The following is a 22,768-nucleotide window of genomic DNA, read 5'->3' as shown; positions in this document are numbered from 1 at the left end:
GGCTATTTTACAGCTCGCCTTCCTATTTTTAAAAAGTGTCGCGGTTAGTATATGAATTCGGGTCATATAACAAGCGCATGTTGTCGGACTGGTTTTCTGCTGCGCTCCAAACCAGCCGCAAATGCGGGCGTTATGTGACAGTGTTATTTCAAACTTGTCGTTGAAATTAAATTAATAAGTGTTTCAAGGGAATCAAAGTGAAAGATAATTCATTAGTAAGACGCAAAGCTGCGATGCTTTTATTTGAGATCGAAGAATCTTTTGGGGAATTCGTTAAAAATAATATTAGTGATATTGGTGAAATCCCATCTTCTTTTTTGGATACTTTGCAAGAAAGGAAGCTTGATATTCAAGTTACGACAATTGACCATGTTGTAGAACGAACATATTTATCTGAGATATTTCAGCTAGCTTCAGTAGCAACAGATAATACATCGTTCAATACCCTTGTAAGTGAAATATCAAAGTTAGCAGTTATTTATGAACTTTATGATATTAGGAATGCAATAGCTCATCCAAACCGAAATTTCCCTAATTGTTATTGGTATCGTGTAGCTGCATTCGCTAGCGATCCTTTAATTGCCGCTTTAGGAATAAAAGGTATACATGAATGCCTACTCTCGGCTGAGGAAGGAATAATATCTGATCCTCCTGATGAATGGTTAGCTAATTCGCTTTTTGAAATTAGAAACAATCTTCCTGAACACTTTGAGCACAATGTCACTGGGTTAATAGGTAGAGAAAAGGAACACGATAAATTAATAAAGCTTTTAACTAACCCCCGAGTAAACACTGTAGCAGTTGTAGCCCCAGGTGGGTATGGAAAAACCGCTTTAGTTTTGGACTTACTTCAACAGCAAGTAACCAACCCGAAAACATCATCATATGCTGACGCTATTATATTTATTACGCTTAAAACTGAAAGCCTAACAATTAACGGGATACAGAGTCAGAGTGCACCACAAACCATAGAGCAGTTAAAAGGAGCATTAACAACGGCTGCGGAAAAAACATATGAAGTTCCGTTTAATGATTTCGAAGAATGTATAGAATACCTTGAAGATCAGAAACTATTGATTTGTATAGATAACTTAGAGACATTATTACGAGATAATCCTGAGGCATTTGATGAGCTAAACTTAGAACTTCCTCCGTTATGGAGGGTTGTTGTTACTAGTCGAACAATGATTAGTTCTAACCAGTCAATAACTTTAGAGCCGTTAGGTAAGAAAAATTCTATTAATTTAATTAATTCATATATTACAAAGAAAGGTAGAAAAACTTTAGGTAGAGAGTTTTCTGAAAAAATAGCAACTGATTGTTATTATAACCCACTAGCAATCAGATTGTCCGTTGATAAAATAATCCGTGGTAGCGCTATTCAATCTGCAGTAGCTAGTACTAAAACTGAAATTGCAGAGTTTTCTTTCAGAAACCTAATCGAATCTTTATCTGATAATGCAAATGGGATTTTAGAGGCATTACTCCTATCCGGTGAATGTGAAAAAATATATTTATGCTCGCTACTTCATTTAAGTTTGGATGAACTTTCAAATGCATTAATAGAATTAATTCCTACAAGTTTACTTTCAAGAAAGATTTTTGATGATGTCGAACTATTTGATTTGAGTTCGTCAATTAGAGATTTGTTGTTACTAGATACAAAAAATATTGTACTTCGAGAAAAAATTCTTGAACAAAAAAACCTTATTAATGCTAAAGCAAGCGAAGCTGATAAAAAGCAAATAGAACTATCAATTTCAAAACTAAATGTTGCATATATACCAAGTGATACTAATCAGAGCTTAAAAATATTACTTGAAAGTTTTCATCGTTGTCGAAAATCTGACATGGATAAAATGGGAGAGATTTTAAGAAAATTCAAAAACTCTTATGATACCTTTAAAAATATGGCAATATTCCAGAGAGAATATGCTCGCATTTCAAGCTATTTAAAAGATTATAATACCGCGAAAAGTCAAGCAAAAGTGGCTGCATGTATCGAAGATGCGGACCCTTTAAATCTATTTGTATTGGCCGATTGTTATTTTCGTTCTAAAGATTATGGAGATAGTACGGAAACCTACCAAAAGCTTTTATCTCTGTGTAAAAAACAAAATATTTCAGATAAAAAGTTCTTGGTAAGTGTGTATCACGGAGTATTTCAATCTCTGTTATGGGAAGGTGATTACCCTACGATATTAAAATTAACAGAAGGGTGGGAAGACCAAGAATTATTTAGTGCTTTATTTGGAGGGTATCGTTCTACCGCTTTCAAAAGGCAAGTAGAGAATAGCTTTAGAGTTAATGTCAACAGTTATGTTGAGGGAATGATTAACAGCATCAGAGTAATGGATAAAGTTTTTAAGATTGCAGGATATTTGAAAAGCCCTTGTATACAAAGTTTAAAATTAATTCAAGAAATTGAGTATGTGGTACCAAAATTGTGTGATGATGAAAAGTGGAAAGAGTTTTGTATGCTTTCTCTGAACTTTATCAGCCAACATCAAAAAGGGATTATTGACCAACAATTTTTAGAAAAAAATACAGAACAAAAAATAAAAGCGATTAAATCTACTATCGGAATACTCAGGGATATTAGTATAGAAAACAACCCTTTAACCTCCCTATCTAAAGAAGCAGATGCCAAAGAAAATTCATCTGATCTGGACTCATCTTATGTGGAGGTTAGTATTTATCATGTGATGAAAGATCCTAAAAGGAAATTTGCTAGGGATATGAATGCTAAGCAATACTTTTTAACGAAAGAAAACACATCTGGAGAATTATATTCAGCATGGGAAAGTGTATCGGTTGGGACTAAGTTATTTGTTATTCCAAGTGATAGGGTTGAAGAAGGGAAAGCAATTCCTGTTCTAGACATTATTGAAGCCTAAGAATCACATAACAAGCAACTCCAGCCGATCGCTAACGCGTCGGCTGAGTTGGGCGTTAGGCTAAGCATTGCTCCTATAGCAATTACAATAAATATTCGTCAAAAAGGATCACGTCATGTCTTTCTTCGTTCCATCTGGATTGCAAAACTTCATAAATCACTCGCATACTATGCTGTTTCTATTTACACCGTGGGTGAAAACGGCCTACGGGGAATTAGGGCAAAGCGAAGTTGCTGGCGCCAAAGCAAACCCGAGAATCCTCAATTACTTCAACGTATCAAAATTTTGGGGAACGGATGATTAAGGCGGTAAAAATGCATGGTGTGGGTCTTTTGTTGCTTGGGTCATGAAAGAAAATGGCCATACGCCAGTGAAGAATTCCTTTCGTGCAAAGTCTTGGAAAGATTTTGGTAAAACCATTAAAGACCCCGTTTTTGGTGCAATCGCGATTAAGAGCCGCAAAGGTGGTGGGCATGTAGGCTTTGTTGTAGGTAAAAGTGCTTCGGGTAAAGAGCTATTTATTTTAGGAGGAAATCAGGGCGATAAAGTCAGCATTGCTGAATACCCGCGAAATGTATGGGAAACTTTTGTTGTACCTAAAACCTTAGATAAAAATTTTGGCCGTCTACCCGTTTATACAGCCCCAGCAGAAAAAGCCGACTCGGAAGCATAGTACAGAAGACATTGGCCTTATGTTAAAGGTAAGGCAAAAAGTAACAGAGTCGAATAGCGAGGTAAACAATGACTAATAATTTTAAAAAAATCAGCACTAAAACCACTGTAACGATGAAAATTCTAGTTCTTTTTTTTGGTGCTATGATAAACCAAGCCTGTACGAATCAAGCTAATGCGCAACAAGAATTTCTAACCGAATCTGTCTTGAGTACTTCTTTTACTGCAGTGGTAACCCACAAAAAAGTAATGAAACTATCCTCAAACGCAAATGATAGCGATGAGTATGAGTTAAGTGCTGAGGTTATCAAACACATATCTGGTAAAAAGCAAAAGGTGATTAACTACCGGATGTTCGTCGAGCCCGGTGAAGAAGTAGTATTTAACCGAGACCTAGTGATTATCACCTTGTGTGAAAACAAGGGCCAATATTACTGGCCTGGTGTTGGAGCAGAGTTCCCGGCCACTGAAACTTTTATCAAGACGGCTGGCAAAGCTGCCAAAATGAAGTCAAACCAATCTCCTACTGAATTAGGCAGTCATTGTGAAAACTAAGAGTTATTACTTGGCTCGAAGAAGCTCGGTTTCACTATCGCCCCCCCTTTCAGCTGAGGTAAAGCGAGATTGTATCGTGCCTGAAATTCGCCTTCTCCCTGATGCATATATGGGGTATATCCATTGTTTAAGCTGGCTCCGTTGGGACCGCCTAACAAAAAACTGCACGCGTACACATATTGCTACGCTCGCTTTTGTGTATGTCGCGTAGCTCGATTTTACACAAACGCTCACAGCAAAAATTGCAGGTGAGCTTGGCGTTATGAGTTTAAGGGAGCTATATGAAAATTCTAAGAATATTGACAATTACATTGATAGCTATTCTGAGTGGCTGTGCCAATTTGTCTAGTCCATCATACATAGAAAAACCGTATTTATCTGATGAGAAAGTCGAGTACTAGAATAACCTTGTAGGCACATGGAAAGGGAAAAGAAATTAAAGGGAGGTGACCTAGCTGAATGGATTATTGATAGAAAGTCAGATGGCACATATAGAATATCTTTCAGAACCATCACAAATGACGGGGCTGTAGACGTATCAACTGAATATGGCCAATGGGGTGTGTCCGACAATATCTATTTCACGATTACCGATGCTAGGCTAGTCGGTGACTCTATCGAAAAGACCAATAGACGTAACCCGTACTACTATGATGCTTATCGAGTAGTAGAAGCAACAGATTCTGTTTTCCATATAGAAACAATTATAGGTCGCGACTCCTTTGTAGTTAGAAAGATTGCTGACGGAGAAGGCTTCATTGATTCGGCAAACACTCATAACAAAGCCGACCACTAAAGCCCCTTCGGGGCTGGCCCTCCCTTTGGTCGGCCCGTGTTGGCGGCGTTATAAATACCGCTAGCCAGAATATGCGTACTGTACTAAGATGTAATACAAACAACTACATGTGCGGGTGTGTTTATGAGTATCACAAGTATTAGGCTAAACGAAGATATAGATAAGCCATTAGAATTCTTAGCCAAAAGGTTAGATAGAAGCAAAAATTACCTGATAAATCAGGCGATTAAAGAGTTTATTGCAAAGCAATCTCTTGAAGGTTCTCGATGGCAAGATACGCTCGAGGCGCTTGAATCGATAAAGGCAGGGAGATCCCTAGATGAGGAAGATGTCAATGCATGGCTCAATTCTTGGGGAACGGGAAGTCGGAGATCCAAGCCGGAAATATGAAAATAAAGTACGCACCAGAATCTATTGACGATCTTAATCGCGTAGTCGAATTTATCGAAAATAAAAATCCATACGCTGCACGTCGAGTTGCTATAGACCTTCAGGAGGGCGTGGACCGGCTTAAAAAATTTCCAGAAATTGGCTTGCCCGTGTTGAAAGCAAACGATCCAGAAAAAATTCGCGATCTTTATATTAGAGACTATACAGTTCGCTACCTTATAAATAATGAGACTATTTACATTTTAAGAGTTTGGCACAATAAGGAAATTGAAAAAAATTTATAACAAAGCGTTCAACCATCGCTACGCTCATTATTGCACAAAAGCGACAACACTTTGTCTGCCGGTTAACGCGACGTTATAGTGTGGCAGAGGAAAAAAGAAAATACTAAATGTTTATATTTACTGGTTTTGGAGTTTTTAGTCCTATATTAGGATTTTGCGCTCTTTTCGCTTTAGGTATTATTTCTACAAATAATGTAGGCACCTCTTTCTTGGCTGTTGATCAAGTAGGAGCGCTGATATTTGTGGCTGCGTCGGGCATAAATTATTTATTTGGAGACTATGTAAATTCGAGACCGGGGAGAGTCTTAATAGACCCGAAAACGAGAGAAGTAGTTGAGCTTAAGGATAGCCATACATTTTTTTGGATTCCTATGCAATATTGGTCGTTTGCTTTCTTATTAGTTTCTGGCTCGTTAGCACTTAGAGGTATTAGTGAATGGCTAGCAACAATCCCCACATAACAAAGCTATGTTGCGGAAAACCTTTGCTCCGCTTTGCTGTGGGGCGGCTTCGCCATTATGCCCCACAACAAAACTCCACAAAGGTTTCCGCAAATAGCGGCGTTAGCGAGAATCAAAAAGGAACATGAAATGTCAAAGATAGATAAAGATGGAATGCTTATAGCCCTAAGGTGAAACTAAAGCGCTATAAAAACATTGAGCACGGAAAGTTACCAGCTATTGAAGCCATAGTTGTGCATCAAACCGATGCTCCAACGGCTCAACATACTTTTAATGGTTACAGTGCAGGTGGAAATGGAGCACATTTTCTTATCTCAAAGGCTAGCGAAATATATCAAACGGCCAGCATGAATATGCGTTGTTACCATGTTGGGCGTTTAATAAAATCGAAGTGTCTGACTTTAAGTAGTGCGAATTGCAGAAATACAGCCATGACAAAAATCCTGACTATGTCATGGGGTGCTCGAATCAAAGCATTGGATGCGCATGAGAGGGCCAAATCTTACCCAGACCGATTTCCAGTTAATAGCGATTCCGTAGGAATAGAACTCGTTGGGAAGCATTTAGACGATAAAACTTATGAAGCAGTAACGGCACTACAAAATGTATCACTTCAGTGGTTGGTGAATGAGCTAAACAAGCACTTTAGTACAACCACCTCGGATGTTTATAGGCATCCAACTGTATCCTATAAAAATCCAGGTGAAGCGAGCGCAGCGAAATGGAAATAGTATTTAAACTAGTTTATCTACCTGCATTTTTATTATTAGTTTCTTGTGTGCCACTCCAAAGAATATCGGACGTATATGTTGAAGATTTTCAAACAGAAGATATTAATGTTTGTAAACCATCTGATGTTGATTTAAGTAATTACGAAGTCGAAAAATTCTTTTCAAAATCAAGAAAAGTAGAGTATAAAATAATACATGATCACTATAATGTTGCACCTTGTTATTTAGAGGGAGTGCTTAAGGTCAGTGGCAAAGCTTGTGATTGGAAAATACAGGCATCATCTATTGGAAGTATAAAATGTAATGACGAAGTCAACTATTATGTATGCGACTCTTGTGAGGATCTGTTTAATTAGAAATGCCGATAGGTAAAGGCCTTCGCTGTTGCAATTCAGTTCTTGACCCTAGTATCTCTAGTTACATTGTCTATCTATCCCTTACCTAATCTTAGCGCTTCTACAAAAAATATCTAAATGCTATAGAAACAATTAAAGTAGTAATACTCTCGGTAGAGTACTTGTTGTAGGCTATTCGTCGCACATCACGGATTGTAAGATAATTAGCTCGTTATCCGTTACGGTGATTACTTTTTGCCGATTACAGCAGTATAGGAACTCCCATGAACTCTAAAACTATTCAATATGGTATTGGCGATAACTCATATGTCGCCGCGGGCGCGCTACAAGGCCTTACCAAGCTTGTTGATTCATTCTATGACTTTATGGAGACTCTTCCAGAAGCCAGTAAAATTCGTAATATGCATAAAAGCGATCTTACCGAATCACGAACAAAGCTTGTTTACTTTCTATCCGGTTGGTTAGGTGGGCCGAGATTATATGCCGAACATTTCGGGCGAATTATTATCCCCGCTGCACATAAACACTTATCGATTGGCTTTGACGAGCGAGATGCTTGGATTTTTTGCATGCAGAAAGCCGTGGCACTCCAGCCCTATGAAGACGCATTCAAAGCCTATTTGATTGAACAACTAAAAGTTCCCGCCGAAAGAATCCGTATGGCGAGTGAAGCCTACCAAACGAATCCATAACGTTTATTCGAACATTATTCGTGAAGCTCGTCGAATTCTTTTACACCCTAATTTTATTGATTAAAATTTTCATGGCTTTTCACCATCAAGCTAATGACATTGTTAATGTCTTTTGAGACCCTATCGCATCTGCACTGGGATCAGCGTTGTTTGGTTTTCGCATTCTTAGTTAACTTCACAATTATTCTTTATTAGCATAAGAGTATTAACCAAACATTCTATTACTAACTAAACCCGATCAATTGGTCGGGTTTTTTTACATCTGAAATAAGCTAGCTTCATTGTGGCGTGCCTTTTTATGAAAAAGGCAATTATTACCTTGTTTTTTCAGCGCCTGAGGATAACCATTCCTAAACCTTACAATATATGTATGCTTTGCTGTTCCGCACTTGCAGGTAAACGTAGATTTTATTAGCCCATACACCAACGCTATGAACTGGCTAACCACAACAATTAAGGATGGGTAACTCTTATGGCTATTAACACGGTATTTAAGTTCGTCAATATTCGGCCACCGGCTGTTCCTACCGACTTACCAGAACTCGCAATAGTCGTAAAGGCAACCACCGTGGTTGGCGATCTGGTTGACGCCATTAAGTCCGGCGATACCGCTAACACCCGAGCAGAAGCCGAGAAAATAGCAACAACTAAAGGTTATGCACACCAAGATGATGATTTAAATTTGCCGTGGATTCGTCTTGGTCAACTAGTGAATGCGGACTCAAGTAAAACGGCGAAGCAGTTTAAAGGCAAATACGATAAGCAACTTCAGGCCTTTTTTGATACTGAACAAAAAGCCCTGACGGAGGACCTCGAAAAGCTCGAAAACACCTGTATTGTCGACTTATTTATCCATCAAATACCCGGAATTAGGCATCGCAATATACGCAATGCTATTCGAGCAATTCATTTGATTCGCGCTATTAAAGCGAATCCAGATACCGCACTGGATCTTGTGCAATTTAAAAACGCCCCCTTCGCACTGCCAAATGTTGTACCACCTAGCGCGCCGACTCCGCTTGGGAATACGGCGGATACAGTCAAGCCGAATATACCAGCCGACGCGAACACAACAACAGACACAGAAAACAAAAACGAAAAAGCCGAAAAAATCGAACGTGCAATTGATGAACTTTCGGCCGCGTGGCGAACTGTATCTCACGAAAATTATGTAGAGGACGCGACCACGCCAATCGACTTCGAAAAATTTGACGAGGAACTCGAACTCGCGGCGCTCATTGAGCGAGATGGCACAAAATCTCTGGCGCAACTAGTTAACGCCAAGACCACCTCCGACGCCGCTAAGATGTTATTTCGAGACAAACTCCTTGGTACAACTCCCGCCGCAGGCAAACCAGATAGCGCCAGTTCGTCGGAGCATCGCGTTTTAAGTGATTCGATACGCACCGGGCTTTCGCCTTCTACCAAAAACATTTTGGCAGAGCTAAAACTTAACCCCGAACAATGGTCGGCGCCAGTCATGGTTAGCAAGCTAGAGTCTATGCTCGACATGCAATATCAGAGCTCCGCCAATAATACCCAAGGTGTAATGGTAGTGGGCAAATCTTTGCTCAAAGCGGGTAAAGGCTATAACACTTTTCCAAAAAGTTATGTGCTCGGTCATATAGATTGGTCTACGTCTATGTCTGTGCTTGGTGTGGGCGATTTACTGGTTGTTCGAGAAGAGTTGGTGCGTTATGAAGGTGGCGATCTCGCACATATCGAGAACGCACTTCGCGGCGAGTTGCGCGAACGTACCCACCGGCGTTCACATACCATAGAAGAGTCTTTTACAGAAGAGACCGAAACTAATGAAGAGAACGAAAAGAACTTGCAAACCAGTGACCGTTTTGAAATGCAAAATGAGTCGCAGGCACATTTAAGTGTGTCCCTTTCAACTAACGCAGATGTTCGGGTTAGTGCTTCGTACGGGCCTACTGTGGGCGTCGAATCTGGTGCTGGCTTTTCGCTAGATTCTACCGCCGAAACCTCCACAAGTTTTTCCAGTGCTTTTGCCCACGAAGTAACCGAGCAAACGGTAAAACGTATTCAAGAACGCGTGCGACAAGAACGGACGCGAAAGTCTGTTCAGGAATTTGAGGAATTCAATCGCCATACAATCGACAACACCGACAAACCCAACCATATGATAGGTATGTACGAATATGTGAATAAGGTTTTGTGCGCTCAAACATGGCTGTACGGTAAGCGTTTAATGTTGGAATTTATGATTCCGCAACCTGCTGCTCGGTTGCTGCAACTCGCAGCCGAAAAAGCGGAAGCGCCGCTTAAAAACTTACAGGCACCGCCAGAGATCGATTTTGGCCCGCAAGATTTAACTCGCGCAAACTACCGGCAATATGTAGAGCGATTTAGAGTTTCCGGTGTAACAGCCTATCCACCGCGTTTTTTAAGTGTTCCCAAGAGCTTTACCTTTGAGCATGCATTTGCGTTTGTAAATTTATTCGATTCAGTTACCGCAGAAATCGCTGTGCCTGAAGGCTACAAGGCCGTAAAGGCCTACGTTGTCGCCAACTTTATGCGCCGTCGTGATATTGATATTCTGGGCTTCGGTGTCGGTGCGGCTAAGGCGCGGGTTAGTATTTCCGATAAGCGTCGATTTTTTCAAAATGAATTACCCTTAACCGATACCATCACGCGGCGAGAAATAACGCTAGATGATGTAAGTGGCGCAGTACCTGTCTCTATTACCGGTTGGTATATGGCCCCGGTATCTTTCACTATTGAAGTTCAATGTGAGATCGCAACACACGGGCTGCAAAAATGGCAACTCGAAACCTACCAGCATATTCTCCAGTCGCACGCCAGCATGGTGGCGGAGTACGAAGAAAAACGCGCGGCATTACTCGCTAAGTTAAATAGCCCTGCGTTTTCTAGAAACCCACTGGAAAATAGACAGATAGAACAAGATGAATTAAAGCGATGTGCCGTTCAAACAATGCTGGCGAAAGTGTCTGAGACACTCACTAGCAATAATTACCCAGACGTTGTGCGCTTTTTCGAGTCGGCTTTTGAATGGGAGAATATGACTTATCAATTACTCCCCTATTACTGGGCTAGCGCGAGTGACTGGGCTTTACTCGGCGAAATTGAAGATAACGACAGTATTCACCAACGATTTTTAAAAGCGGGCGGAGCTAGAACGGTTGTTCCGGTACGCAACGAATTTGCTCAGCAGATTCTTGGCTTTTTGGATTCCGGCTTACTCGCTGGCGGCCCACTTAATCAGGAGCAGTTAACCACAATAATGGACTTAATGAACCAACCAGAAGATCTTTTAAACGGTATTAAAATAGATGAGCCGTGGGATCTGGTAGTACCAACATCAATGGTCAAACTGCGCGAGGATAATAGCTACCCAGTTTTCAAGGACTCGTGCGGCTAAATGAGCCGTAAACCACGCCTGAGTGTTTCGCCCACTGAATACTTACGTGATAATCAAGGGCACGCGAAGACGACTGAGCCTGCAGCGATCGTCTTTCCACGTTCACTCGACTTGTCGAACAACGGCCTGCTGGTGGAGGCACTTCGTTTTTATAACTCGCAAACATCTTATATATACAAGTTTAATTGGACAGAGCTTTTCCAACGCGACCTACCCACTGAACTGAATAAGCAGCGTAACGAACAACATGATGCACTATTTTCAACTCTAAACAGTTTACATTCGAGTTACGCATTATTGCGAAGCGTATTAAATAAAAGTCACCACGCCGACCTACCCCGCTCGAATCACATTAATGGCAACGCAAAAGTGCCACGTATCGTCATGAATGTAATAAGCAACCCTGAATGGCGAAATGATAAAGCGCGAAACCTTCCGCCCTGTCTCGATAAGATACACCATCATCTTGACATGATCCGCAGTAGTGTCGATTTGAAAGCTATTAGAGAATCCATAGAGTTCAGTTATCTTCATCGCATTAGTAATAACAAGCCCTTCGCCAAAATACTGGATCTCGCGGAATCGCCGGCAGATTTAGTTGCCGCTGGATTTGCTGACTACGGGTTAGCGGAACAACTTACGCTGCAATTTTCGGCCAGCCTTTACAAAGCGTCTCATCGCAGTATTTATCAACACCTGCCGGACAACAGAATCCCACTGGTTCCTGGCGCTATGGGGCTGGCAGGTTTTGATTTACATATTCAGGTTAGAAAGCAGGTAAAGCAGCTGGAGCAGGATATTCTTGCATTAGGCATTTATAAGTCGGCACCAACGCTCACCAATTGGTTTAAAGGTATACAGCTATCGCTGGATACCCTAGAGCAACATTTTGATCATGTATTACGCTACGAAAGTAACGACGACCGGCGTAAACGAGAACTGGCCTTCCCAGCTGAATACTTAAGCCCGCGCAGTATAGCGGCTCAAACTGGCCTCTATTGGGCGCTGGTTTTAACCTCTGTTCTACGGGTATTTTTTGCGGATCTGCTTACACAGATCGTCACTACATCGCTACCGGTGCTAAAGCTTTACGATTCTACAACCTCCTATGCCGCTATCGGTCTTTGGGAGCTGGTTCAAGCCAAACAGTTTGAACATCATCAATATGTGTCCTACCTTGGCAAGGAAACAGGCGATGCGCCGAATTCGCAGTTAGCTCAATACACGACGGATTCCAATACTCAAACCGCCGACAGCAAGCTGCAACGCACAACCTCAAATCGGTATTTAAACGGTTTGCTAAAGCAACCTTCTCAATTCTTCGAATACTGGCAACTTTCAGCAAAACAATCAGATAAGATGAATGCAGCGGGTGAACAACAAATACTCACGGGCATTTGCCAACAACTACAGAAATTCCAGCAATCGCCGCTAATTCTACCCTTTGCATCCGACGCTATACGCAAAAAAGATCCTCGGAAGCTTCCACCTTATTCACCCAAGCTTTCCATGAGTTATTCCGAATTCTATTTAAGCCGTCCACGTTACCCCATTTTGAAGGTTCCCAATGCACGCTACGACCGTTCTGGCGACCGCAGTTTATATCAAGGTTCACGCGTTATTGCTCAGGCACACCTTTATGTTGCTTCCTACTTGATTGGCATTGCTGTAGATGATCTGGGTTTATCTATTCCAGCCAGTGATACGGTTGACTGTGAGAGGCTTGGTTATAAAGTTGTTAAAGAACGCTGTGACCGCAAAGACGAAGAAGCGGAAACGCTAACATCGACGATTCCAAACGACCTGGAGATTTGGCTAACCGAATTGGAAAATAGACCGCTGCCCAATACCTTGCGAGTGATCGCGGGCTCTTATCTATGGGGTGGGAGAAAGCCACCTCATAAAACCCACCGAGACGGGTTAACGTTCGATCTGCGCTTTGGTCCCGACACGTTAGATTGGCCTGTCAGTAAGAATTCTAAAGACATTAGCGAGCTGGTAAAAAAGCACTGGCCAGATTACCTAGAAACACTGCCTCAATTTGCACCAATTAAGGTTTGCGGCAATAAGTCCAAACCAAAAGAAGGCTATAAACGATTTTCCCAATTGCTCTGCGTAACGCAAGACAGGAAAAATTCCGACGTTACAACGGGGGAGCAACAGCATATTTTTTCGCGGTTGTGGTACGAAGTTCGAAAGCAGGCGTTTTGCGATATTATAAAGATTGTTCGGCATTCACCTTCGTCACTTTATAAAAATGAAACGGATATGTTTGATAAAATTGAATCAGACTTTCTCGGCACGCCACACTATATTTCTCAACGAGCATCACAGCTCAATCTTGTTGGCCACGCAGCACTGATTTTATCGGGTGCGTCGCAGATTATCTTCGCCTCACAGCTTACCCATTTCAAAGCCATGCGCGGTATTCGCGAAGGATTATTAGATACAAGCGAAGACATACTCGATATTCACGCGCCAGCGCCATTTGAAACTGAACTTGCCGGGGTAGATAAAGTGCTGGCCAAAGTACTTACCGAAGCGGTTCCCGTTCAAGTGCTTAATCACCACCATCACTGGCATGCTCAATATAACCACAACGACTATAAACTAAGTGACGAAGACTACAGAATTTCAGCCGCCGCTCTCGATAGCCGATTTCGAAGCTACTTTCCGCTCTGGCTGTATTTAGGTGTAGATATGAATCCGTTTTGCGACATGCTTAATGCCGAACTCAGTATTTTACGGGGTCACTCTGAACAGTGGGCACTAGCGATCATAGAGGAGGCTGAAGTCGTATATTCCGCTTGTTTGGACTACACTACCGCGTACAAGAGCCTTTACCTAAGCGAACCATTCCGCCCCCCCGTTAAAACACCAGAACCAACAGCCACACCGGAAGACGGGCCCGTTAGACCTCCTGCGCCAGAGGTCGTTAACAAAGGCGAAAATTTATTGGCCGCGCGTCGTAACCTTCATCGTGTTTGGAATAGATTCTCACCGGCTCACCCTAGTTTTATTCAGCCCTACGGCGATAGTAAAACCAAAATCAGTAAGCGAGTTCAAACAGCGATAGACACAACTCAAAGTATTATTAATAAAGCTAAAGAAATCGAGGATGCATCAACACTTAAACTCCCGCAAGAAATGCGCAGGCCGCAACCACGCCTCGTCCCCGACCTACGTCGACCAAGTATTATAGATACGCTCGAAAACGGGGAGCCTCAAACGATTGAAGAGATGATAGCTAACGATGAGTTTGATAACAGCGAAGAAGAGATCACAGAATAAACTAGTACAGCTTTACTAGTTAACCTAGATAATAGAGTAGAGTATACCCAGCATACCTGCGAATCAGTTTTATAGACGGTATTCGCTAGTTGGAAATAACAAGGTGCTATATGACAAGCGGTAACAACAAGACCTTCATACATGATCGGATATGTATTTTCGCGGGTAAAATTATTGACCCGGATTCAGATACACAAGTAAAGGATATGCTTCGTTCAAAATTCAATATTCTTTTACCTCAAAGGCAATCCATGAGCGAATCGCTGGCCTCAACCACGAGTGGTCATGAGATAATTGGCTTAATATTGAAATATCGCTCCATGAATTAAGAGCCAATTAGATATTGATATATAGAACCTTCGTTACTGCATCAATTCCGATCGGAGAGAGAGTTTCAAAAAATAAAAACGACGAATTGCGCGATAAACTATCACCTTATTTATGTGTATTTTCACGCATTTAGACCATGTAATTATTTTTAAGTACCAACATAGATAAATGAAACGATTCAATGAGTAGTTAGGATACTAAACCTAAAACTATACGGAGATAGTAACATTATGTCAGGTTCGATTAAATTTGGTTCGTCTGCAAGTGAAGTTTCCAAAATAAATTATTCTGTACCCCTCCCTGGTCGCCATCAAGGTAAGCGACTAGTTCGACTCGACCTTCAGTTAGAGGAAAGCGACTGGTTAGCATCCGAGTTCAATGACGTATTAAAGCCCGCAGCCGCTGCTGGAATAGTCCATAATATTGAGGACGGTAGCGTTTCTATCGATCCCAAGGTTTCCGCAGGATTCCTTTTTAAGAAGCTATCGCGACTTGGCTTCCCTGCTGGTGATATTGATAAAGCTTTATCTAGCCTACCAGCTCTTATCGACGGTACTAGTCCACCAGAACCACCACCAGAGTTAGATCCCGACACACCGCCAAATCCCTTCCCTGATAAGTTGCAGCACTTTGTACATCAATTTGTAGCCGGCGCCAAGATGGGAAAGGTCACGTCACCTGTTCCCGGCCCCGGAGGTGAAGAAACGGTCGCGGAGGTACCGGTAGATCAAGAGCCTGCACCAGCACTTTTCTTAGTAGAAAAAGTCGCGATCTCCTCATTTCTTGGTGATTATGGAATGGGCAAGACTGTTAAAACATTTACCTTACTTCCAGGTGAGTCTACAACGATTCGAATTAAGACTTGGCAATCTACAAAGCAGTCAAAAAAAGATTCATCGTCGATTATAGATTCTCATCAAGACGAAGCGAAGCAAAGATTTGAGAATACGGTTCAAAGCGAAACGACAGATAAAACAACAAAATCCAAAGAAGAGAAATGGTCGGTTGAGGCGGAAGCGGATGCTACTTGGGGCTGGGGAAGTGCGTCTATAAAAGCTTCAGCTTCTGGGGAATATCAATCCGGTAGAGAGCAATTTTCTAAGCAGGTCTCATCTGCAGTCGGCGAACATTCGAAATCCGCATCGTCAAAAAGGGAGCTTTCAATCACATCGGAGTCAGAAGTATCCGTTGAGGAAGGGTCTGAAGAAGTGATCGAACGAACGATATCGAATGTTAATGTACGCCGTGTTCTCAACTTTGTTTTTCGAGAGCTTAATCAAGAATATACCACGCACGTTCACTTAACAGACATTCATGTTGCGTACTCAAATGGTATGGACGGCTCGTGGCGACAAGTACCTATTTCCGGGTTGTTAGGGTTGTTACGAGAAGTGCTTTCTGAAGATAAAATACCTAAAATTGCCCAACAAATTCTTAAGGTAGCATCTGTAGTGTTTAGTCACGATGATATACCGGTGCAATCACTCGAGCTGATAAAATATTCACCCCAAGACGATTCGTTTTCTGTAAGCCCCGTCCCTAAAGACCAGAATGGGATGCCTGCCCCACCAACGGAAACCGCTTTTTATCGCTTTAAGCAAGGGGCGCTTGGACAAAATGAAGTCGATGGCGTTTTACTTTCAACGCAACAAATTGTAATGCGAACCGATTCTGTGATCGTTGAAGCATTACTCGGCGAAGCGGACGCATTAGATGAGTATGCGATGGAAATACAAGCGGCCGCATCCACAAAACAAACGCTAGAAAATAAACGTGAAGAACTGCTACAACAAACCCTAGGGGCTATCGCGGACCCTATAGAAAGAGCGAAATTGGCTGCGACGTTGTTCTCAATACCACTGGAGCAATAGCCATGCTTTATTTCTCCGTATCCATTTATCAACTGCATCTCCGTTATACAGGTTACAGCAACCAACAGGTGCGCTGTTATGAGCGCTGATCCTGAAGCTCTTACCGACCCGAATCCAATTGTGGGAACCGATGCTATATTGGATAGCCGATGTACTGAGACTGGGAGGCTACTCCATAAAAACGGCAAGGTTGTAATCGACGATGCGGATAAAGTTGAGGAAAGGTGTGGGACGCCAGGGGATCTTGGAAAATTACTGAGTGTTATTGATCGTCGTGCCTATAGGCCTATTCTAGGTACCTTTGCTGAACGCCTAATAATACTCGATTATTGCATGCAGACCCATTGCCAGCAATTTCGCGAGCCAATCACGGGGGGAAGTGATTTCTTTGATGATAAAAGGGGTTCTGCTCTTCTCGTGTCCTACCTCGGTTTTCATAACCCGCAGCTAACAAACGAAGAACTCGAAACAATCCGCAGGATGCGGCAGGTAAAGCACGGACAGAAACGCCCCGACATCCTTACTCATAAGGAAAATTTAACCGAATTTTACGAGATTAAGCCAGACTCAAAAAGTGGGCGCGACGCAGGGATAAGAAAAATTGGCCGCTTGGTTACATTTTTCGAGGATTTTGGACTGCCTTATTGGAAGGGGGACAGCTATATACCTACACCGGAAATTGCTATCGCGACCGTAACTATCGATGGCATTCCTGTTGAACTTTTTCTGCGCGCAAAGCGTATTCGTGATGCGCTAATAACCTATCAGTTCTGTATTCGCGGAGACCTAAGAGAGGCCAGTCTTAGGGCTGGAAAAAAAGTTCGGAAGCTCGCATTGCTGGGGTTCATTATTGGGGTCATCATTCCAATTATAGATCCAATCCTAGAACCCAGCCCCCAACCTGTGCCGGCGCAGCCTTTACCGATTCCAGCAGAAATCGACAGTCATATTGACTTGATAATGCCGAAGCGATTTAATGGAATAACCGACGAAGAGTTTTCCTTTTATTATGTTAGGGGTCTCCCAAAGAGTCTTAAAGGACGTAGAAAATACGACATTCTTATTTCATTTTATAGCAATGGTTTAAAATATTTTGCGATACTCGAGTTTAGGCTAGTAACTCACAACGATAATATCGTCCAGCTGGAAAGTACAAATCGTTATCCGTTAAATATTGCCCCAACAAATCACTCACCACTTATCATAAAAGTAAAAAATAAATTAACTGTAAATAAACTGTAAGATGTTCATTTAATTCCTGTCTATTTCAGTTAACTGCCATCATAGTCACGAGATAGACCCATAGGCGCATGTTATAGCGGCTTGAAATTCTGGCTATTGGCGATATATGTCTTCACTAATAGACAGAAGCCGCTAAAATCGCGTCAACAAGAAATACACGCCCTCATCAATCGGAGTATCAATGAATCTACTTAAGACCATAGCGATTTGTTTTCTAATTAATTTTACGCTTCTGCCTTACGCTTATGCAGATCTGGCTATGACTAATGTATACGGGCGTGATGTGGTGAGCCTGAACGGACAATGGGACGCGATAATCGATCCCACTGGTATTGGCGATTGGCGTAAGGTTTGGGAGGAAAGAAAGCCAGCGAAAAAGACAGATTTTTTTGAGTATTCATTTGACGGAGGGCCGTCATTGACCGTACCCGGAAGCTTCAATACTCAGCTCCCCGAGATTACCTTTCTAGAAGGTACTGTATGGTACAAAAAGACATTCACCGCTCAACCAAGTAAACACAAAAGACTGTTTCTGCATTTTGGCGGTGTAAATTATCAAGCTACCGTATATTTGAACGGGAATAAAATCGGTGATCACGAAGGTGGTTTTACGCCATTTCAATTTGAGATTACAGATACCATTAGAAACGGTGAAAATACCGTTATTGTAAAGGCTGACAATCGTCGCCTAAAAGATGGTCTACCCGGGCTAGGTTATGATTGGTTTAATTATGGCGGTATTACACGTGACGTACACTTAGTTAAGACCAACCGCTCGTTTATTGAAGACTATTCCATACAATTAAAAAGCCATTCTCTAGACGAGGTGGAAGGCTGGGTTAAAGTCGTTGGCGACAAGCCCTCTCAAACTGTTGAAATCGTAATCCCAGAGCTCAATATTAGCCATAGAGCAAAAACCAATGATAAAGGCTTAGCGAAGGTTAATTTTAAATCGGAATTCGACCTATGGTCGCCACAAAATCCTCGACTATACCAAGTGATAATTAAGACGGAGACCGATACCGTTTCCGAAACAATAGGGTTTAGAAGTATAGAGGTAAGCGGAACAAAGATATTGCTTAATGGCGAATCCATTTTCCTTAAGGGAGTAAACATCCACGAGGAAAACCCCTTGACGGCCGCTAAAGCTGTTTCAGAAGCGGATGCAAGATTACTACTGACTTGGGCGAAAGACCTAGGCTGCAATATCGTCCGCCTAGCCCATTACCCACACAATGAATATATGGCAAAACTTGCAGACGAAATGGGACTAATGGTTTGGGTAGAGCTCCCCGTCTACCAGCAGATCGAGTTTTCCGCACCCGGTATGAAAGAAAAGATGGACTTAATGCTTACTGAGATGATTCGTAGAGATCGTAATCGTTCTAGCGTAGTGATTTGGAGCCTTTCAAACGAGACCTATGACTTTACACCACAACGGAATGAGATGCTCGCAGAGATAGCCAAAACAACCAAGCGCCTCGACGATACACGACTAATTACATCAGTGATTAATAATCAGGGCTATGACAATAATACCGTGAACGTTTGGGATACTCTTTACCGACACTTTGACATACTATCGATTAATGAATATCTAGGTTGGTACGTTCCCTGGCAGGGAAAACCAGAAGATACAAAGTGGAAACTTAGCATCAATAATAAGCCCGTTTTTATATCCGAATTTGGTGGTGAAGCTCTGTACGGCAGTAATTTTGGACCAAAGGATGAAGCGGCCTATTGGAGTGAGGAGTATCAAGAGAGAATCTATAAAGACCAAGTGAAGATGTTCGCTAACACCCCCAACTTGGTTGGTGTCGCCCCTTGGCTTTTGGTAGATTATCGTTCACTAGGCAGAATGCATCCCGTATACCAGCAGGGCTGGAACCGTAAAGGATTACTGTCTGACAAAGGTGAACGAAAAAAAGCCTGGCACGTGATGAAGACATATTTTGATAACGTAGAAAATTCCTTATTAAAGTGACGGATATACTCCGTTAAAGGCTAGCAGCGAGTCGGTTCAGACAGAGATTAAACTTACGTCATGAAATCTAAGACCAGCCGACTCGATCGTTTTATTAGTCAAAACAGTATGTTTTCGCTTTCCGATACGCGTCTTTTAGTTGCACAAAAGCGAATTTTTCTAGACGGCAAGGTTGCATATTCAACACAACAAATTGTTTCAGAATTTACCCATGTTGTCTTAGATGGAACCTGCCTAAAAGATAATACACCGGTTTATATTATGCTAAACAAGCCTGCCGGGGTGGTATGCGCGACTAAAGATGTTAAACACACTACCGTGCTGGATCTTATTGATCACCCGCAGAAAAGCGAGCTTCATATTGTTGGCCGCCTGGATTTTAATACAACGGGATTGGTGTTATTAACCAACGATGGGGCCTGGTCGCGAAAAATCAGCCTACCCGAAACCAAGCTAGATAAGATCTATGACGTTACGTTATCTAAGCCGCTAACGAATGAATATAGCGAGGTGTTTAGTAGGGGTATTTATTTTGCCTACGAAAATATTACTACTCAGCCTGCTCGTTTAGAGATAGTGTCTGAGTACAAGGCCAGGCTTACGCTAACTGAAGGTAAGTATCATCAAGTTAAGCGCATGTTTGGTTTTTTTCAAAATGAGGTACTGGCCCTTCACCGTATTTCCGTAGGCCATATTACCCTAGATGGGCTCAAAGCTGGTCACAGCAGGCTGCTTAGTATCCCCGAGATACGTTATGAGTACTAGCTGCAGTGACTATCGCAATTTTACTATAACGACAAATCTGATGCTTCATTACGGAAACTAGAGTATCCAACATGACAAAGCTTTTTATCCCCTCTTTGCACGCATTTCGCGGCTTCGCCATTATTAATATCGTAGCTATTCATGCCATTGAATTTATCTTCTATTTCGCAGGAACCGCAAAAAGTACAGAAAAGCCAGATCTAACACCGTTTGCGTGGACTGAAAGTATATTACTGCACGACTCCACACTCTATTTTACTTTTATCTCCGCGATACTATTTTCGTTGATACTTTCCGAGCGTGGCTATATCCACTTTTTTAAATCAAAGCTATTAAATGTGGCGCTACCCTACCTTTTTTTCACGTGTATTATGACGTGGAGGAATTGGAGCATAGACGGAACGCTTACTTTTTTTGAGGGAGGGCCACTTCAATTTTTTATTCAGGTTTGTGAAAACCTAGTCACCGGCGGTACGGTATTTTCCTTTTGGTATATCCCTGTTCTTTTTGTTCTTTACCTAGCAACGCCTATTTTTGCAAAGCTTTTATCAAATCCGAACGGAAAGTGGTTGGTTGTTCTAATAATACTAGCACCTCTGGTTTGCTCTAGAGCATGGCCGGACATTACCTGGACTAACTTCGCCTATTTTCTAGGCGCCTATATGCTTGGTATGTTAGTAGGGGCGAACTACCGAAAAACAATCCATCTTATGGAGCGCTACCTCTTCTTGGTTATTCTGATAGCCGTAGCGTCTACGGCGGCTCTATTTGGGTTGTTTTATCTTGAAAGCCCCAAATGGGGGATTATTGCATTTGATGAATCGGCTTGGTACGTACAAAAAATTGCGTTTTCCGGTTTAGTAATCGTGCTATTTGAGCGCATAATGTCTCGCGTGCCCAAGTGGCTAGACCTGCTCGGCAACTACGCTTTTTCGATTTATTTCCTACATGCGTACCTACTATTTGAACTATACGCACTAATGGAGAGGTTCTTAACGCCACCGACGAGCCTCCCTTTTATTTTGGCTCTTGCCATATTGAATGTAATAGTCGTAATTGCCATCAGTATGGCCATTACCTACATCAGCAAGCTTCTACTGGGCAAGTACTCACGAAATGTCGTTGGCGCATAGCTATTCAAACCTTTAACTTATTTAAATTACAACGAGTTAATCCGAAATTTTCGAAAGGTTGCTGGCGGGCCAGAAATTTACCCGGCAATGGTCAAATTTGTGGAGCATCCTGAGGGGGCTTTATAAATAGAATTAAAGTCGAACGAAAGCCTGATATTACCTAGCAATAAGGCGATATATTAATTGAACATTAGAAGGAATATTTATTATCGAACTATTAGTTGAATACCCCTATTTGTTAGTCCCGTTAATCTTTTTTGCTCGGGTTGCCGATGTTTCTCTGGGCACATTTAGAACAATTGTTATTTTTCGTGGCTACAAATTTCTAGCATCCTTTATAGGTTTTTTCGAAATTATTATCTGGCTGGTTGCTGCAGCTCAGGTTTTGACCAACCTTGATCAATGGTATCTCGCATTGGCCTATGCGTTCGGTTTTGCTGTAGGAAACTATGTTGGCATTTCGATTGAAACCCGTTTTGCTATAGGTGATGAACTAATCCGTTGTATTTCATTCAATCGCGATATTCTTGCCGATAAGCTACGTGAAAACGGATTTAAAGTTGTATCCTTCGATGGCGATATGGGCGAAGCTTACCCGGTTGAGCTTCTGCTTATTGTTGAAAAAAGGCGCAACGTTCCCTCCCTAATCACCTTAATTAAAGAGCTGGATAAAACCGCCGTTTATTCCGTATCCGATGTAAAGCACGTTTACGACGGCCCAGACACCACACCTCGACGCAGTTTATTGCACAGTACGGTAATGCAGTTTGGGAAACGTTTATAGCGGCGGTACATTAAAGTACTACCCGAGCCGCTTCGACACTACACTGCACCGAAAAATTATGAGAAAATACGGTCGCGTATTTTTTAATTTATTTCTCATTATTACTACTCACCTCGTTATAAGGATAT

Annotated in this window: 17 protein-coding genes and 1 pseudogene; all 18 read left to right on the top strand. The window is 42.0% G+C overall.

Annotated features, from left to right (window positions below; translation table 11 throughout):
- Window positions 1–197: 197 nt before the first annotated feature.
- The 18 genes and pseudogenes from IDZ20_RS07745 (at window position 198) to IDZ20_RS07660 (ending at window position 22,640) form a co-directional block, all read left to right on the top strand.
- Complete coding sequence (locus IDZ20_RS07745; RefSeq protein WP_188150845.1) at window positions 198–2,897, top strand: ATP-binding protein; 2,700 nt, start codon at window positions 198–200, stop codon at window positions 2,895–2,897.
- A 322-nt stretch (window positions 2,898–3,219) separates the two neighbouring features.
- A pseudogene (locus IDZ20_RS07740) lies at window positions 3,220–3,570 on the top strand (TIGR02594 family protein); the annotation flags it as partial.
- A gap of 68 nt (window positions 3,571–3,638) precedes the next feature.
- Window positions 3,639–4,124, top strand: a complete 486-nt coding sequence (locus tag IDZ20_RS07735; protein WP_188150843.1) for a hypothetical protein — start codon at window positions 3,639–3,641, stop codon at window positions 4,122–4,124.
- A 418-nt stretch (window positions 4,125–4,542) separates the two neighbouring features.
- Window positions 4,543–4,920: a hypothetical protein gene (locus tag IDZ20_RS07730; protein WP_188150842.1), complete on the top strand. Its 378-nt coding sequence runs from the start codon at window positions 4,543–4,545 to the stop codon at window positions 4,918–4,920.
- Between the two features lie 123 nt (window positions 4,921–5,043).
- On the top strand, window positions 5,044–5,310 hold the full coding sequence (locus tag IDZ20_RS16495) for a CopG family ribbon-helix-helix protein (protein ID WP_188150841.1): 267 nt from the start codon (window positions 5,044–5,046) through the stop codon (window positions 5,308–5,310).
- Window positions 5,259–5,594 (top strand): type II toxin-antitoxin system RelE/ParE family toxin, encoded by a 336-nt coding sequence (locus IDZ20_RS07720; protein ID WP_245792192.1) that lies wholly within the window; start codon window positions 5,259–5,261, stop codon window positions 5,592–5,594. The genes IDZ20_RS16495 and IDZ20_RS07720 overlap by 52 nt, the downstream gene beginning before the upstream one ends.
- Window positions 5,595–5,701: 107 nt before the next feature.
- Window positions 5,702–6,055, top strand: coding sequence for a hypothetical protein (locus IDZ20_RS07715; protein ID WP_188150839.1), 354 nt, complete (start codon window positions 5,702–5,704; stop codon window positions 6,053–6,055).
- Window positions 6,056–6,225: 170 nt separating this feature from the next.
- Window positions 6,226–6,786: a peptidoglycan recognition protein family protein gene (locus IDZ20_RS07710; RefSeq protein ID WP_223144928.1), complete on the top strand. Its 561-nt coding sequence runs from the start codon at window positions 6,226–6,228 to the stop codon at window positions 6,784–6,786.
- The gene (locus tag IDZ20_RS07705; RefSeq protein ID WP_188150838.1) at window positions 6,777–7,142 is read left to right on the top strand and encodes a hypothetical protein; all 366 of its coding nucleotides are present in this window, start codon (window positions 6,777–6,779) and stop codon (window positions 7,140–7,142) included. The genes IDZ20_RS07710 and IDZ20_RS07705 overlap by 10 nt, the downstream gene beginning before the upstream one ends.
- Window positions 7,143–7,405: 263 nt before the next feature.
- The gene (locus tag IDZ20_RS07700) at window positions 7,406–7,834 is read left to right on the top strand and encodes a group II truncated hemoglobin (protein ID WP_188150837.1); all 429 of its coding nucleotides are present in this window, start codon (window positions 7,406–7,408) and stop codon (window positions 7,832–7,834) included.
- A 472-nt stretch (window positions 7,835–8,306) separates the two neighbouring features.
- Window positions 8,307–11,240, top strand: coding sequence for a hypothetical protein (locus IDZ20_RS07695; protein WP_188150836.1), 2,934 nt, complete (start codon window positions 8,307–8,309; stop codon window positions 11,238–11,240).
- Window positions 11,241–14,531, top strand: a complete 3,291-nt coding sequence (locus tag IDZ20_RS07690; protein WP_188150835.1) for a hypothetical protein — start codon at window positions 11,241–11,243, stop codon at window positions 14,529–14,531. It abuts the gene before it with no gap.
- Between the two features lie 560 nt (window positions 14,532–15,091).
- The gene (locus IDZ20_RS07685; protein WP_188150834.1) at window positions 15,092–16,732 is read left to right on the top strand and encodes a hypothetical protein; all 1,641 of its coding nucleotides are present in this window, start codon (window positions 15,092–15,094) and stop codon (window positions 16,730–16,732) included.
- A 78-nt stretch (window positions 16,733–16,810) separates the two neighbouring features.
- Window positions 16,811–17,974, top strand: coding sequence for a hypothetical protein (locus tag IDZ20_RS07680; RefSeq protein ID WP_188150833.1), 1,164 nt, complete (start codon window positions 16,811–16,813; stop codon window positions 17,972–17,974).
- Between the two features lie 259 nt (window positions 17,975–18,233).
- Window positions 18,234–19,958, top strand: a complete 1,725-nt coding sequence (locus IDZ20_RS07675; protein WP_188150832.1) for a glycoside hydrolase family 2 protein — start codon at window positions 18,234–18,236, stop codon at window positions 19,956–19,958.
- Between the two features lie 60 nt (window positions 19,959–20,018).
- Window positions 20,019–20,723, top strand: a complete 705-nt coding sequence (locus IDZ20_RS07670) for a pseudouridine synthase (protein ID WP_188150831.1) — start codon at window positions 20,019–20,021, stop codon at window positions 20,721–20,723.
- Between the two features lie 71 nt (window positions 20,724–20,794).
- Entirely contained in the window at window positions 20,795–21,856 is a 1,062-nt protein-coding gene (locus IDZ20_RS07665; RefSeq protein WP_188150830.1) for an acyltransferase family protein, read from the top strand.
- A gap of 235 nt (window positions 21,857–22,091) precedes the next feature.
- Window positions 22,092–22,640, top strand: a complete 549-nt coding sequence (locus tag IDZ20_RS07660; protein ID WP_245792191.1) for a DUF2179 domain-containing protein — start codon at window positions 22,092–22,094, stop codon at window positions 22,638–22,640.
- Window positions 22,641–22,768: the final 128 nt, after the last annotated feature.

This window comes from Teredinibacter waterburyi (assembly GCF_001922985.1).
Taxonomy (GTDB): Bacteria; Pseudomonadota; Gammaproteobacteria; order Pseudomonadales; family Cellvibrionaceae; genus Teredinibacter; species Teredinibacter waterburyi.
The sequence above is the reverse complement of the archived record's forward strand: the minus strand, read 5'-3'. Positions and strand labels throughout refer to the sequence as shown.

Bases quoted from the DNA above. Each gene is read 5' to 3' on its own strand.
- IDZ20_RS07735 (WP_188150843.1), top strand. From the start codon at position 3,639: ATGACTAATAATTTTAAAAAAATCAGCACTAAAACCACTGTAACGATG.
- IDZ20_RS07730 (WP_188150842.1), top strand. From the start codon at position 4,543: ATGGAAAGGGAAAAGAAATTAAAGGGAGGTGACCTAGCTGAATGGATT.
- IDZ20_RS16495 (WP_188150841.1), top strand. From the start codon at position 5,044: ATGAGTATCACAAGTATTAGGCTAAACGAAGATATAGATAAGCCATTA.
- IDZ20_RS07720 (WP_245792192.1), top strand. From the start codon at position 5,259: ATGGCTCAATTCTTGGGGAACGGGAAGTCGGAGATCCAAGCCGGAAAT.
- IDZ20_RS07715 (WP_188150839.1), top strand. From the start codon at position 5,702: ATGTTTATATTTACTGGTTTTGGAGTTTTTAGTCCTATATTAGGATTT.
- IDZ20_RS07705 (WP_188150838.1), top strand. From the start codon at position 6,777: ATGGAAATAGTATTTAAACTAGTTTATCTACCTGCATTTTTATTATTA.
- IDZ20_RS07700 (WP_188150837.1), top strand. From the start codon at position 7,406: ATGAACTCTAAAACTATTCAATATGGTATTGGCGATAACTCATATGTC.
- IDZ20_RS07695 (WP_188150836.1), top strand. From the start codon at position 8,307: ATGGCTATTAACACGGTATTTAAGTTCGTCAATATTCGGCCACCGGCT.
- IDZ20_RS07690 (WP_188150835.1), top strand. From the start codon at position 11,241: ATGAGCCGTAAACCACGCCTGAGTGTTTCGCCCACTGAATACTTACGT.
- IDZ20_RS07685 (WP_188150834.1), top strand. From the start codon at position 15,092: ATGTCAGGTTCGATTAAATTTGGTTCGTCTGCAAGTGAAGTTTCCAAA.
- IDZ20_RS07680 (WP_188150833.1), top strand. From the start codon at position 16,811: ATGAGCGCTGATCCTGAAGCTCTTACCGACCCGAATCCAATTGTGGGA.
- IDZ20_RS07675 (WP_188150832.1), top strand. From the start codon at position 18,234: ATGACTAATGTATACGGGCGTGATGTGGTGAGCCTGAACGGACAATGG.
- IDZ20_RS07670 (WP_188150831.1), top strand. From the start codon at position 20,019: ATGAAATCTAAGACCAGCCGACTCGATCGTTTTATTAGTCAAAACAGT.
- IDZ20_RS07665 (WP_188150830.1), top strand. From the start codon at position 20,795: ATGACAAAGCTTTTTATCCCCTCTTTGCACGCATTTCGCGGCTTCGCC.